15 protein-coding genes are annotated in these 14,496 nt (G+C 36.1%); 7 read left to right on the forward strand and 8 right to left on the reverse strand.

The genetic code is table 11. From position 1 onward, the window contains the following. Positions 1-59 precede the first annotated feature (59 nt). Both AC6F34_RS12660 and AC6F34_RS12665 read right to left on the reverse strand, forming a co-directional pair. Positions 60-1,274, reverse strand: a complete 1,215-nt coding sequence (locus AC6F34_RS12660; protein ID WP_500772659.1) for an ABC transporter permease — start codon at positions 1,272-1,274, stop codon at positions 60-62. Then, positions 1,267-2,007 carry an ABC transporter ATP-binding protein gene (locus AC6F34_RS12665; protein WP_500772662.1) on the reverse strand — a complete coding sequence of 247 codons (741 nt, stop codon included), beginning with the start codon at positions 2,005-2,007 and terminating at the stop codon, positions 1,267-1,269. Before AC6F34_RS12665 ends, AC6F34_RS12660 begins: the two co-directional genes overlap by 8 nt. Positions 2,008-2,619: 612 nt before the next feature. Here AC6F34_RS12665 and AC6F34_RS12670 point away from each other — a divergent pair. The 6 genes from AC6F34_RS12670 to AC6F34_RS12695 all read left to right on the forward strand — a co-directional run bounded on the left by AC6F34_RS12670 (position 2,620) and on the right by AC6F34_RS12695 (position 7,296). Then, positions 2,620-3,042, forward strand: a complete 423-nt coding sequence (locus AC6F34_RS12670; protein ID WP_500772664.1) for an HIT family protein — start codon at positions 2,620-2,622, stop codon at positions 3,040-3,042. Between the two features lie 339 nt (positions 3,043-3,381). After that, the gene (gene serC / locus AC6F34_RS12675; protein WP_500772666.1) at positions 3,382-4,461 is read left to right on the forward strand and encodes a 3-phosphoserine/phosphohydroxythreonine transaminase; all 1,080 of its coding nucleotides are present in this window, start codon (positions 3,382-3,384) and stop codon (positions 4,459-4,461) included. A gap of 125 nt (positions 4,462-4,586) precedes the next feature. Further along, positions 4,587-5,117 carry a tryptophan transporter gene (locus AC6F34_RS12680; protein WP_500772668.1) on the forward strand — a complete coding sequence of 177 codons (531 nt, stop codon included), beginning with the start codon at positions 4,587-4,589 and terminating at the stop codon, positions 5,115-5,117. A gap of 453 nt (positions 5,118-5,570) precedes the next feature. After that, positions 5,571-5,951 carry a YtxH domain-containing protein gene (locus AC6F34_RS12685; protein WP_500772670.1) on the forward strand — a complete coding sequence of 127 codons (381 nt, stop codon included), beginning with the start codon at positions 5,571-5,573 and terminating at the stop codon, positions 5,949-5,951. Positions 5,952-6,286: 335 nt separating this feature from the next. Then, positions 6,287-6,859, forward strand: a complete 573-nt coding sequence (locus AC6F34_RS12690) for an HTH-type transcriptional regulator Hpr (protein ID WP_500772671.1) — start codon at positions 6,287-6,289, stop codon at positions 6,857-6,859. A gap of 251 nt (positions 6,860-7,110) precedes the next feature. Then, on the forward strand, positions 7,111-7,296 hold the full coding sequence (locus AC6F34_RS12695) for a hypothetical protein (RefSeq protein WP_500772673.1): 186 nt from the start codon (positions 7,111-7,113) through the stop codon (positions 7,294-7,296). An 82-nt stretch (positions 7,297-7,378) separates the two neighbouring features. On the opposite strand, the gene AC6F34_RS12700 is transcribed toward AC6F34_RS12695, so the two are convergent. Continuing rightward, positions 7,379-7,474, reverse strand: a complete 96-nt coding sequence (locus AC6F34_RS12700) for a YjcZ family sporulation protein (protein WP_500772675.1) — start codon at positions 7,472-7,474, stop codon at positions 7,379-7,381. Between the two features lie 62 nt (positions 7,475-7,536). Beyond that, positions 7,537-7,620, reverse strand: coding sequence for a YjcZ family sporulation protein (locus AC6F34_RS12705; protein WP_500772901.1), 84 nt, complete (start codon positions 7,618-7,620; stop codon positions 7,537-7,539). A 339-nt stretch (positions 7,621-7,959) separates the two neighbouring features. On the opposite strand from AC6F34_RS12705, the gene AC6F34_RS12710 reads away from it, so the two are divergent. Beyond that, positions 7,960-8,814 (forward strand): peptidylprolyl isomerase, encoded by an 855-nt coding sequence (locus AC6F34_RS12710; protein ID WP_500772677.1) that lies wholly within the window; start codon positions 7,960-7,962, stop codon positions 8,812-8,814. A gap of 48 nt (positions 8,815-8,862) precedes the next feature. Here the strand turns inward: AC6F34_RS12710 and AC6F34_RS12715 are convergent, their stop codons facing one another. From AC6F34_RS12715 to AC6F34_RS12730, 4 genes are all read right to left on the reverse strand, one after another. Beyond that, entirely contained in the window at positions 8,863-9,039 is a 177-nt protein-coding gene (locus tag AC6F34_RS12715; RefSeq protein ID WP_500772679.1) for a sporulation YhaL family protein, read from the reverse strand. Between the two features lie 165 nt (positions 9,040-9,204). Next, positions 9,205-10,149 carry a 3'-5' exoribonuclease YhaM gene (gene yhaM, locus AC6F34_RS12720; RefSeq protein ID WP_500772681.1) on the reverse strand — a complete coding sequence of 315 codons (945 nt, stop codon included), beginning with the start codon at positions 10,147-10,149 and terminating at the stop codon, positions 9,205-9,207. Between the two features lie 70 nt (positions 10,150-10,219). Continuing rightward, positions 10,220-13,216 (reverse strand): ATP-binding protein, encoded by a 2,997-nt coding sequence (locus tag AC6F34_RS12725; RefSeq protein ID WP_500772683.1) that lies wholly within the window; start codon positions 13,214-13,216, stop codon positions 10,220-10,222. A 6-nt stretch (positions 13,217-13,222) separates the two neighbouring features. Then, on the reverse strand, positions 13,223-14,440 hold the full coding sequence (locus AC6F34_RS12730) for a metallophosphoesterase family protein (protein WP_500772685.1): 1,218 nt from the start codon (positions 14,438-14,440) through the stop codon (positions 13,223-13,225). Positions 14,441-14,496 lie beyond the last annotated feature (56 nt).

Below are 14,496 nucleotides of genomic sequence, written 5' to 3' on the forward strand. Positions count from 1 at the left end.
GCACCCCTATGCTTTTCTCATTTATTCACATAGTATACGTGTGAACAGTTTAATTAGATTCAATCAGCTTTTATTTTCTTCTTCATATAAAGTTGAACAAATCCAAAAGCAAAAACAATACATAATGCAAATCCGATGAATGCTTGGATTGACCTCGTTGCTAAGAATAAAACGACACCATATATCACTGATTGTGAAAGCAAGATGATAGTTATTAGTCTTAAATATGCCTTTGTTTTATACTCTATAGGAACGGGATACAAGTTCATCCATAGCTTCGTTTCATGCTGCTTCCAGAGCGGTAACAGTTGAATCGCTGTTAAATAAATAAACAGAATCGCAATTAGCCACTGAAAAACCTCATTCTGTATGAAAAAAATCATGATGGAGCCTATAATACTTAATCTAATAAAGATTCCAAAATAATCTCCCGATCGCAGAAAGGTTCTAGTGTAAAGGTGGCTATATGTTTTTTCATGTGAGAACGGTAGGAAGCCCAATAACCAATCCAGCCATCTCCGCCTTTTCACTCTATCCTTTAATGAGGGCACATCGGTAAACATATTAGCTAACCGGTAAAAGGAAGTCATTCTCCTCTGTTCCGATTCAATAAGGAATTCCCACTTCAGCCCTTTCTCCTTCGTCTGAACGTAATAAAAAATGAAGAGAAGGATAAGAATGGCCGCTAAGACAAATAGATAGATACTATTCGCTGACGAAAACAATAAATATAAAAAAACTCCATTGATCGCATAGCGCACGATTGAATCAATGTGATGAACATATGTCTCAATATAAAATTGGACTTGCCATCGAATAAAGACATTTGCGTATTTAAAAATCGTAATGAACAAAAGCAATTGAAAATACCCTTTTGCTTCGTCACCGGCCACATGCATGTACATCGGCATAAACGCAGCTAGACCAATTACTACGAGATAGATCTGGATAAAAAAGCTTGAAATGATTGACTTCGTATAATATGGTGGCAACTTCGATTCAAGCGGCAATAAAAACACACGATCTGGTTCCTTAAAATATGTGTACACCGGACTATACGTAACAATTAGCGCGAGTACAGCTGCCATTAATAATGCGACTGGAAAGTCAGTTGATAATGTTTTTACCCAGTTTTGATAATAATATCCACCAGTTCCTATTAAGAACAGCATGACGATGACAAGATGTCCATTAAATATGTATTTTAAATAACGACTAAGCTCTTTGAACGTTTCTCCTAAGCGCTTCTTCCACAAATCATGTACATCAAACATAATCTTCTTCCTTTGTTAACTGAATGTACAGATCATCCAATGTCGCGTTCGGCATTCCAAATTGATCTCTTAGCTCTAACAATGTCCCCTTCGCACGAACTTGCCCTTCATGCAAAATGACAAAGCGGTCGCAATACCGTTCTGCTGTTGCTAAAATATGTGTGGACATCAAAATCCCTGCTCCGCTTTCCTTCACTGAATTCATCAAATCCAATAGCGACTGAATGCCTAACGGATCCAATCCAACAAACGGTTCGTCCACAATGTATAATGACGGTTGCACAAGAAAGGCACACATAATCATGACCTTTTGTTTCATCCCTTTTGAAAAATGAGCGGGGAACCATTTTAACCTTTTCTCCATCCTAAATTCCTTTAGAAGCGTCGCCATACGTTTTTCATACTCGGATTCCTTTAATCCATAGGCCATTGCAGTTAGTTTTAGATGCTCTTCTAATGTTAATTCATCATAAAGAATTGGTGTTTCTGGTACATAAGTAAATTGACGGCGATACGCATCGCGGTCTTCTGTTATTGTTTTTCCTTCTATTTTGATTTCACCACTATGAGGCTCCATTAATCCTATTACATGCTTAATGGTTGTACTTTTACCAGCACCATTTAATCCTATTAATCCAACAATTTCATTTGCTTTTAAATCAAAGTGAACATCCTTAAGAACCGGGTTTCTTGTATATCCACCTGTTATATGATTGATTTCTAATAACGACATTGATAACGTCCTTCCTCTTGTTAATACTTCCATTGTAAAAAAACGTTGTTCTTATTGTCCAGTTTCTTAGGAGGAACCGAATAATAAATCTTTTTGTGGGGATTCTAATTTATGAAGGGGAAATCAATCAACTTTGAATATCCTCTATTCAAATTTTGAGATGAGGTGTCTGTTAAAGACCATTCATGATTTCACTCATATGTTTCAATTCGTTACATCTGTAAGGAGATGGTTGCGTTGCACAATAGTAATGATAGCCATGATCTAATTGAACACCAGGCGCTTCACTCGTAAGCAGCCTTTATCATCATGCAAATGAGGTGTCTCAAAAAGACAGACCAGCTTAAGATTCCTTTATCTGTTGAGAAACGCATAAAGATATTCCTAAGGGGATGGTTTGCTTGTACAAAGATCGCATGTTCTCGTTGGAAAAACATTCATTTACACAATGAGGTGTTTCCGCAAGAAATATTCCTGTAAGATTACGACATTGATTCATTACCCTTCACTTTCGGCAGGATTCTTTAAGAATCCTGCCTTTTCTTTTATCCATGTAGGAAATTATGTTAAAATGACTCAAAAATAACATTCACTATTAGGAGCTGAATAACAATGAGCGATTGTATTTTCTGTAGCATTATTGATGGCAATATCCCAGCAGCAAAAGTATACGAAGACGAACATGTCCTTGCTTTTCTAGATATTAGCCAAGTGACAAAGGGACATACATTAGTTATCCCTAAAGTACATAAAAAAGACTTATATGAAATGGATGAGTATACAGCAAGCGAATACTTCAAGGCTATCCCTAGAATTGCAAACGCAATTAAACAAGCGTACTCTCCAATTGGAGTCAACCTCATTAATAACAATGAAGAGCCAGCAGGACAAACAGTTTTCCACTTCCACACCCATATAATACCTCGTTATGGACAAGGAGACGGACTAGGTGTTGTCTGGAAATCAAACCAATCTGATTATACAACCGAAGAACTACAAGAAATCGCAGCAACTATTCAAACTTCCGTTAAATAAAAAATGTAGACAAAGTTGATCTTGACTTTGTCTACATTTTTTTATAGGCATTTTGTATGTCAGATAAAGTCAAAGCGTTCCATCCTATAGATGCATTCGAGTGAGGGCGTGAATAGAACACGTAGTTCTAGAGAATAAGTCAAACATCAAAGTGTGTAAGTGATTGTTAACAGTTTGGCTTAGATTGTCTCCGACTAAAGTTTTTTCAGCAAAATTGTATTCAAAATCTTCGAAAATAATCGATGTACTTTCCTTCTTTTTTTGATACGATAAGATATATCTTTCATTCAGTACCGTATTACAGAATAACACCAACTTGATTATGGAGGGCGTTGAACGATGAAACGAGCTTTAAACTTTAACGCAGGGCCTGCTTCCCTACCAAAGGAAGTACTAGAGAAAGCACATGGAGAATGGCTTAACATTTCCAGAACTGGTATGGGAGTCATGGAGCTTAGCCATCGAAGTAAGGAGTATGAGCAAATTCACTACAATGCGATTCGCTTATTAAAGGAACATTTAAACATTCCGGAAGATTATGAAGTGTTATTTTTACAAGGTGGAGCTAGTTTACAATTTTCTATGATACCAATGAATTTCCTTTCAGAGGATAAAACAGCCAACTATGTTTTAACAGGATCTTGGGCTGAAAAAGCATTAAAGGAAGCTCAAAAACTCGGACAAACTACGGTAATTGCTTCGTCGAAGGAAGAAAACTATAAATTCATTCCGACTGATCGATTAATACCAACAAGTGATGCCGCATATGTTCATATAACGAGCAATAACACCATTTACGGTACAGAATGGTATGAGTACCCTACTCAACTAACTGTTCCACTTATTGCAGATATGTCCAGTGACATCTTGAGCAAACCACTTCCAATAAAGGATTTTGGACTCATTTATGCTGGAGCTCAAAAAAATCTTGGTCCTTCCGGTGTCACAGTTGTCATCGTGAAAAAGGAATTATTGTCTGCAAAGGACCATTTACCAACAATGCTCAACTATCGAACGTACGCAGACAATGATTCAATGTATAATACTCCTCCTACTCTAGCAGTCTATTTATTATCGTTAGTATTAGAATGGGTCAGTGAACAAGGTGGGCTTGTAACGATTGAAAAGCGAAACAAAGACAAAGCAAATATTTTGTACGATGCAATAGATACAAGCAATGGCTTCTATATTGGTCATGCAGAAAAAATGAGCCGTTCAAGAATGAATGTAACGTTTAACTTACAATCGCAAGAGCTTGAAAGTAACTTCCTGCAAGAAGCAAAGGAATATGGATTCATTGGTCTTTATGGACATCGCTCTGTTGGCGGCTGTCGTGCGTCCATTTATAATGCAGTTCCACTTTCTCATATAGAAGAGCTAGTCCAATTTATGAACGAGTTCAAAAATAAGAAAATGTAAAGAATTTTCATTTACCCAAGCATGATCTATGCTATAATGGGTTCAAGTTTCTCGCTGTTGGCAACGAGTGCACAACAGGGGAAACAAAAGTTTGAGACGAGAATGAGCCTGAGGAGAGATGAGAAATGAATAGCAAGCATTTAGTAACCCTCGCCATATTAATTGGTATGGGGGCGGTACTTCATACTGTTGTACCACCAATCTTTTTTTCTGTAAAACCAGATCTGATGTTAACGATGATGTTTTTAGCCATTATCCTTTTCCCAGATCATAAAAGTGTCCTACTCGTTGGGATCACAACAGGAATTATATCCGCATTAACAACAGGATTTCCAGGCGGACAAATTCCTAATATCATTGATAAGTTTTTGTCAGCTTATCTATTTTTTGGTATGTTGCAGATAACGAAAGCATTTGCAAGCACCCATATCAAATATTGCGTAATTACGGCAATTGGTACCGTAATATCAGGATCAATTTTCCTATTTTCTGCTTACATGATTGTCGGTTTACCAGGACCCTTCCTGGCATTGTTCGGTGCAGCAGTTATACCTACTGCCGTGATTAACACAATCATTATGCTGCTACTCTATCCAATTGCATACTCAATTGGAAAACGTACAAAACTAACCGAACAAACAATTAACACTAATTAAGAATGTCTAAAGTACGCTTCTCAGAACTAAGTACAGCTTAATTGAAACCCGAATTTAACATGTTCATGAAATAAAGAATGTAGCTAATGACATATTCAGATGTTTCTCAACAGACTGAATACTAATAAACGATACCTTCAAGAGTTAGATGGAAGAATCCCATCTAACTCTATTTATGTTATTCGATCTCTTCGATTTAATGCCATGTCTATCTCAAGTAGCATTCGATTCATTGTTCTAGACAGAGCACATAGGATCTCTTTCTTGCTTCGTCTGTAAATTTGAGGCTAATGAATATGGATATGTTGGTGGCGCGCGGAAAGGAAGGTCTATTGCTTTTTTATGTTTACTATAGTTACTTTAGGAAAAACATAAAGAAACACACATTATTAAAGAGAAATGAGGGAATATGTAGTAAGATAAAACTATGAACTTAATTGAGGTGAATGAAGGATGAATGTAAAAACATTGTTTTTAGGATTTATTATTGGCGGCCTTGCAGCTGGTGTTTCCACATTATTCGTTGCTCCTGCATCTGGGAAAGATACAAGAAAATATATGAATAAGCAAAAGGACAATCTTGTATCACAACTTAACTTATTAAAGAAGCAAATAGTTGAGATTAAACAAGCTGCAGCATCTGCTACAGAGGAAGGAAAGCATGCCCTTACTACTCTCTCTTCAGAAATCAAAACGTCAATAACAGAATGGCAAAAAGAGGTGCGCCCACACCAATTAAAAATACGAGAAGAATTAAACGAAATTGAAGCTGCAATCAAAAACCTAGAGAACTCATTAGCTAAACCTGAAGCAAATTCAAGCAAATCGGTTTAATTAATTCCAAGTATTTCAAATGATCGTGCACGAATCGTTATTATTATTCATGTAAAAGTGAAAATTTAAAAAAATCCTTCTTTTTTTGTGATATTTCTCATTGAAAAAGAAGGATTTTTTATTTTTTGAACGAAAAAGTAATATATTATAAAAGTTTATCCATCTTTTGTTTATAATGATCTGTTGTTTCATGCCAACATAAAAACAAGAAATAAGATATCAATCTATATCCTCGGAAAATAATTTCTAAAAATTTCGGAAATTTATATCTTTAATAATTTTTGTTTTATTGGCATAATGATAGTAGAGAATATAAAAGTAGGTGAAATAGGAAAATGTCAGAAAAGAGTTATACGTTAAAAGAGGCGATGCTCTTTAGTCAAAGAGTAGCCCAACTTAGCAAAGCACTATGGAAGGCAATCGAAAAAGATTGGCAGCAATGGATTAAACCTTATGACCTAAATATAAATGAGCATCATATACTGTGGATTGCTTATCATTTAAATGGTGCATCCATTTCTGATGTTTCAAAATTTGGCGTCATGCATGTTTCTACAGCCTTTAACTTTTCAAAAAAACTCGAAGAACGTGGATTGCTTCAATTTTCAAAAAAAGAAAGCGACAAGCGAAATACGTATATTCAAATCACTCAAGCTGGTGAAGACATTCTTCTAAAGCTCATGGAAACATATAGCCCGGATCATAACTCTGTTTTTTCTGGTGCAATGCCACTGCGTGAACTTTATGGAAAATTCCCAGAGTTCATCGAAGTGATGGCGATTCTCCGGAATATTTATGGAGATGACTTCATGGAAATTTTCGAGAGATCATTTGAAAACATTGAAAATGAATTTGTTGAAGGTGAAAGAACATTATTAAAGAAAGAAAAAGCACAAATAATGAACTAATGAAAGATTGGATGAATTCATAGATAGAAAGCGGAACTCAACATCTTTTCGCTTTCTATTTTTATGTATAACTTTAGTTACATCCGTTCTTTCCATTGTACCTATTGATTTTTTTTTCAATTCGTCGTACAGTTACATAGGAAGTAAAGTGCTTCCGTTTAATATGAAGCTATGAAACATTCATATTACTATCTTTTTGATCACACTTCTGCTATCTTTAAAATATCTTACAATCAGGGAGGGAATCATTGATGATCTCCATTTTTTTCATCCTACTAGCTGTCTTTATTCTATTTTATATTAATAAAATGACTTATTCCCTTTGTATCCAAAAGGAAATTCCAGAGGAACGACAATCAAAAGTATACCGTACAATTAACATACTCATCACGATTTTATTGGTTTCTTCCTTTGTAGAAATATCATTAATTTCGTAAAGTAAGTAAAGCAGCGAATAATCGCTGCTTTTATCTTTTCTAAGGTTTTATCTCGTCTCTATATAGATTTTCTATCGTTTGATTATAACCAAGAAGCTCCTATGATAATTAATAGGATGAACAACACCACTACTAATGCAAACCCATTACCAAAACCGCCACTATGTCCACCAGACATATTTATATCCTCCCTTCACATTGTCACAATAGAGTTTTTATACTCTATGTCGAATTAAAGTATTAGAGCCAAGAAGCACCAACGATGACTAATAAAATGAACAATACAACGATTAATGCGAATCCTCCGCCGTATCCACCGCCCATGATAACACCTCCCTTGTTAGGTTGCTACCATATACTATTCAACCACTTTATCGTTCGAATAGGCTTCTATACCGGAAGACCTTGTTTTTTCTACCGGCCATATGAAACTTTCCTCAAGCTTCTTTGTATCATATGTAGAAAACTCAAAAGCGGGATAGGCGATAACCCATCTTTTTTTATTTGGAGTGAATTACTACGAAAGAACCCAATCTGTTATCCAATGAAACACAATGATGTATAAATTTTCAATTTTAAAGGTTATTGTTTTTGTTATAAATGCCATTTGTGATATAGTTATGGAGATGAATTTTGAATTTACTTTAGGAGTGGATATTCAACATGAAGAAATGGATCCTGCCAATTTCTCTAGCTGGCGTTATAGCTTTGAGTGCATGCAGCAATGACAGCTCTGAGATTGTCGCTGAAACAGAACAAGGTAATATTACAAAGGACGAATTATATGAAGCATTAAAAGAGCGCTATGGAGCAGCTGTGCTTCAAGAGCTTGTATACGAAAAAGTTCTTTCTGCTAACTATGATGTTACAGAAGAAGAGTTAGACGAAGAGTTAAATGCAATTAAAGAACAACTTGGTGCACAGTTCGAGATGGCATTAATGCAATATGGCTATGCAAATGAAGAAGAATTTAAAAACACAATGAAAACTGGCTTAATGCAAGAAAAAGCTGCACTTCGCGATGTTGAAGTGACAGATGAAGAAGTACAAGAGTACTATGAAAATTACAAGCCTCAAATCAATGCTCGTCACATCCTTGTTGAAGATGAAGCAACTGCAAATGAAGTGAAAGAAAAGCTTGATGCAGGAAGTGATTTTGCTGAGCTAGCAAAAGAATATTCATCAGATCCTGGTTCAGCTGAAGATGGTGGAAACCTAGGATGGTTTGGTCCAGGAATGATGGTTGAGGAATTTGAAACAGCAGCTTATGAATTAGATGTTAATGAAATCAGTGAGCCTGTTCAATCTACGCATGGTTTCCATATCATTCAAGTAATTGAAAAAGAAGAGAAAGAGCCGCTAGAAGATATTCGAGAGCAAATGGAGTACGAGGTGAAACGCTCTAAACTGTCTAATGACGCGATTCAACAAGCTATGGAACGTGAACTTGATGAAAATGGTGTGACGATTAAAGATAAAAACTTACGTGAACAAATGGATTCTACAACTGAACAATAATTGATTATCCAAGAGAAAAGCGGCCGCTTCATTAGCGACCGCTTCTTCTTATACACCTAAAGAGTGCTTTTTCTCTTCTTTTTTCTTCTCTAATCTTTCCATATACACTTCACCCTCTTGTTCGATTAAAGCTTGCTCCTCTGCCCTTTCTGCTCGTCCAGTTTTAATAACCATAATCGCGCAAAATAGAATTCCAGCTGCAATAAAATAGATCCAAATTGGCAAAAGTATTCCCTCCTAGCAATCGGTTTGTCCACCTTTTACTAAAGGGTATGCGGCTCAATAGAAAATATGACACTTAGAGAAGATGTGCTTTCATTTTATTCGAAGGAGCCAAGTGAACTTGACTACCTGTTAAATGTATAAAGATTTGATCAGCCAAAGTTAGAATTATTCATGAAAAGTCGGCTTGTAAAATTGGCGATTATCTAATGCGAATACACGTTCAGTGTATTCTCCAGGCTTGACTCGATCTAATGCCCGATCAAGCATATTCATTTTTGCATCCAAATTGTCAATGTAATGAAGAATTTCAGCTTCTTTAATCATTGGTGGTTTCGGACTTCCCCATTCTGCTTTTCCGTGATGAGAGAGAACTAAATGCTGAAGAATCGTAACTTCTTCCGCTTGAATAGATAGCTCTTCTGCCGCTAGACCAATTTCATTAATCATTAACGTAATATGCCCAAGAAGATTTCCTTCAACTGTATATGTAGTAGAAATAGGACCTGATAGTTCAGTCACCTTTCCCAGGTCATGTAAAATAACGCCTGCATACAACAAATCTTTATCAAGACTCGGGTACAAGCTGGAAATCGCTTTTGCTAAATCAAGCATAGAAACGACATGATAGGCTAACCCTGAGACAAATTCGTGATGATTCTTGGTAGCCGCGGGATATTGAAGAAATTCCTCTTGATGTTTCTTCAATAAATGGCGCGTTAATCTTTGGATATTCGGGTTTTTCATTTCAAATATATATTGAGTGATTTTACTCATCATTTCTTCTGTTGATACCGGAGCTGTTTCCAAGAAGTCTGACACACGAACAGAATCCTGAGGACCCGTTAATCGTATTTGGCGAATTCTTAGCTGAGTTCTTCCACGATAATTTAATAGATCACCAGCTACCTTAACAATCGTTTCTGGGCTATAATTTTTCTCATCACCATCCGAAACATCCCAAAGCTTTGCTTCAATTTCTCCACTTTTATCTTGAAAAATCAATGTCAAGAATGGTTTTCCATTGCTGGCAATCCCTTTTGTTGAGCTTTTAATAAGTAAATACAACTCAATTTGATCGCCAATCTCATGATGGATAATCCCCTTTGTCATTATTCATACACCTACTCTCTTCTATGGAATTAGTATACCACAGACATATTTTGCAACCAATGCAAGCCTTCTAAATCTCAAATACTACTTGCTGTGTAGCATAATCATTTAAACTTTTTGTCTCCTCTTTATCGAATTGTTGCAGCATGTGCTGATGACAAGTAAAGAAAAGAATTTGACGATTTGTTTTGTTCCTCAAGACACCAATGACTTTTTCTACTCGTTTACTATCAAAATTTACAAAGCTATCATCAATAATTAACGGGAATGGGTAGTTTGCATAGACGGTATCTGCTAAAGCAAGTCTTAGGGCAACATAAACCTGCTCCATCGTCGCTTGACTAACTTCCTTTGTTTCAAAAACAATTCCGTCTCTCCTTTCAATTAAAAAGCTCGACTCATCACTCGCCAAAAGCAAACGGATATATTGTCCATTTGTAAATTCGTTTAAAAACAGCTCTGCTTTTCTTAATATAGCCGGCAATCGTTCTCTCTTAAAAGAATCAATTGTTATATTTAATAGCTTTTTTGCAATAGCAAACTTGCCCCATTCTTTTGCTTCCTTGTTGAAGTCAGCTGTTTTTGTCTTGTATGTTTGTAGCAACGATGTAAAGCTTCCTCCTTCTTCAATTGATTGGATTTCAGCTTCAATTTGACCGATTCTTCTCTGGATATGGAATAGTTTCTCCTTTCTTTGCTCCAGTTTATTTTTCAGGTCATCTGGCATTATTTCATTTTGCATATAAAGCCTGCTCTCTTCTTCCGTAATCGAAAATAATCCAAGCTTTAATTTTGCATTCTTCCATTTTTCTTCCCAATGCTTCCAATCCTCATGTTCTTGTCCAACAAGACGAAACTCACTAGCATCGCCCACTTTTGCCAACGCAAATAAATGATTCATTTTGTTTGTATAGTAGGCTTTCTCGTTTTCTAAATCCTGTCGCTCTTCTTCAAGCTCGTCAAGACGTCGCCTTTTTTCTTCCTTTAATAAGTCTTTTTCGCCTTCCATTTTCAATTTCTCACGCAAATGCTTTATCATTGTCTCGACATCCTTTAAGGGCCCAGGAATGTATTGTTGAATGAAATTAGAAATAGTAGCAAGAATTTGATCTTTTGCATGTCTTTTCTTCTCTAGATCTTCACATAGTTCCATTTTTTCTTGAATTTCTTCTTTCAATTTTTGGATCATTTCAAACGCTTCATGCAAATTGGTTAAATAAATCTCTTCTGTCAGTCCTAATTCAATGCCAATCTTACGCAATTTCTCCTCGGTTTCTTTATATAAATATTCCCATTCTTCAATTGCTTGTATTTGCTTTTCATATTGTAGCTGCTTGTCTTGTAGCTGTTGCTGAATCAACTGCAATTCTGCTCTTAATCGTTCATCCTCACGAAGTTTATACTGAATGTCTGTTGCATTCATTCCTTTCATTTGTAGAGTACTTTCATTGTACGCCTCTTCTTGCTTCTTTAATTGAAGAAGCTCCTTAGACAGCCAATCAGAATCATTCTTTCTTTGACGGAAAAGTCGTAATAGCATAAAACCAGTAACGATAAATCCACCTACGATCGTAATCAACCATTGGTCGAATAACATGCTAACATAAAGCAGTCCTCCGAGAAGTAACATCGCAAGAAGAATTTGCATCGTCAGTACCGCCCTTTGACTTTTCTCTTCTGCTTGACGCTGCTTTAGCAATAAACCTTTTCGTTCATGAATGCTAGTCTGATTAAAGTGATTCATTGAATTATGAACAGAAACAATGGATTCAGCTTTTTTTCTTTCTTCAGTTGGTAACAACTGCTCTGCGATCTGTTTTTCTATTTGTTCAAATTCTTCTAGTTCATGTTTAGAATCTTGAAAAGCCTTCTCCAAATCCAACTGTTGTTGCTGCAAATATTTATAACGTCTATCCGTCTGTACGACAGACTCCTTTATAAAAACACTTGTATGTAAAGAGAAGATTTCTTCATCTGACTGAACGTATGCTAGTTCATTTTTCTTTAGCTTAATTTTAGCTTCTAATGATTCTAATTTTGCCGCAAGCTCTGCCTCTTCCAATTGTAATTTCTCGACTAAAGGGAACTGCCCGATTGCTTGCATAATAACCTCTTGTTCTTGAAGTAATTCAGAATGAATTTGTAACTCGTTTATTTCTTTCAATAGTTCACTCTGCTTCTTAACCAATACTTCATGCCTTGCTTCAATTGGCTTAACTCTTTCCTCAAGTTTGTCTAATTGCTGAATACCATCTACTGGAAAATTGTTGTCACTTTTATTAGCTACATTTAGTGACGCGATGAGGTACTCTTCATAAATCGGCTTTACTTGCTCCCATTCATTCAATTTATGTAAATCTATTTGTAGCTTGGAGATTTCACTTTGATATTCCTTTTGCTTCATTTCTAACTCATTTTTTTCTTCTATAAGTGGCCAATATGCTTCTTCATGCTTTTTCGCTTTTGCGACCTCTTCATGAAGTGATTTAAGCTCGCTCATTTTTTGATTAATGATCGGCTTTCTTCCACTTGGCTTAAAGCGAGCATAAAGCTCCTTATCCAACCATTTATCAGCAGTAACAAGCTTTTGAGTTCCTAATAACCCAGCTGAAAACAATAGCTTATTCAAATCACTTCCCTTGACTTCGTGTATCTTTTGTATACCAGATAAATTAAAAGAAAAGATTGATTCAAAAATCCGTCGGTCAATATTCTGTAGCAATTCAGCTAAGTCATCTTCAGATCCAAGCCTGCCATCTTCATACCTTATCGTCACATCTCCGACTGCTTTCCCTTTTATTCTTTCAATTTCAACTAATCCATGTCTACTATCTTTGACTACTACTTTTCCCCCGTATTTCGTCCCTGCCTTCGGCTCATACCGGAGGAAAGTGGATTGCTTTGTAGGAAAACCAAATAATATCGCATGGATAAAAGCCATAATTGTCGACTTTCCAGCTTCATTTTCTCCAAAAAAAACCTGAATCGGACCAACTTCATCGATATAGACATTTTGTAGCTTACCAAATCCATATATATGTAACTTCTTAATTTGCATTGTTTTCATCTCTTTTTAATCCCCCTCTAATAGCAGGTGAATCAATAACTCTTCAGCTTCTTCTTTCAACAGCTTAAATTCTTCATCTGATAGCTCTTCTACATATTTCCTTGCTAAGCTTTGTTCATATATAGGGGCAAGAGCCTCCTTAAATAAAGGATCATCAATTGAAACGGAAAGAAGCGCATCCATAAACTCCGATGATGCTACAACTTTCTTCTTATCCCAAGTTTGCTTCCTTTTAAGTTGCACTTCGTAAATCCAAACGACATCATCATGTTCATCTTCTTGCAGTAACTCAAGTAGTGATGATTGATTATATTGCTCCCATTCAGCTTCGACTAGCTCTAACCCTTCAATATGTAGACGAACAAAAAATGATCGTCCTTCCTGACGAATCTGATCCTTCCACTTTCTACACCTCTCTATCAATTCATAAATGGTTGTTACTCCTTCCCACTTCACTTCTTCATTGATCCATATGAGCCGTGAAGTGCTGTAAAATTGATACGACGATGTTGCATCTGAAATCGTTACAATATAACAGCCTTTTTCTCCGTGCTCTTTATGATTTCTTCCTTGAATATTTCCACTATATAGGATTGGGGGGTCAGTTGAAATTTCTTGGCGTTTATGAATATGTCCTAACGCCCAATAATCGAAGCCTTTTTGCTTTAATTCCGTAATGGTAAAAGGGGCGTAAGAAGCATGCTCCTCATTTCCTTCAAGCTGCCCATGTAAAATCCCAATATGAAAATCACTTCCCTCAACTTTCTGATACTGACCTATCATTCTGTCATAAACATGCCGTTTAGGATAACTAAATCCATATAGTGAAACGGATGTACCATCTTTTCCAACCCATTGAATGGCTTCAACCTGATGCTTAAAAACATGTACATTTTCTGGAAGAGGCACATGTGCCCATCTACCATCTAAATGATCATGGTTTCCATGTACGATAAATGCCTGTATTCCCTTTGCGTTTAGACGCTTCATTTCTTGTTGAAAGCAAAGTTGAGCACGAATATTTCGTTCATCCTGATCATATACATCTCCAGCTATAACAAGAAAGTCCACATTCTGATTGATTGCTACTTGTATAAGGTTTCGGAACGATGTATATTGTTCCTCTTCTAGTATTTGTTTAACCTGTTTAGGCATTTCTCTAAGTCCATTTATCACACTGCCTAGATGTAGATCAGCAGCGTGCATAAATCGAATCGATTTCATCTAATCTCCCTCATTACAACTTTTTTTTTATTTTATCGTAATTTCCATTGAAATGA

It is taken from the genome of Niallia sp. CD-39 (genome assembly GCF_059874745.1).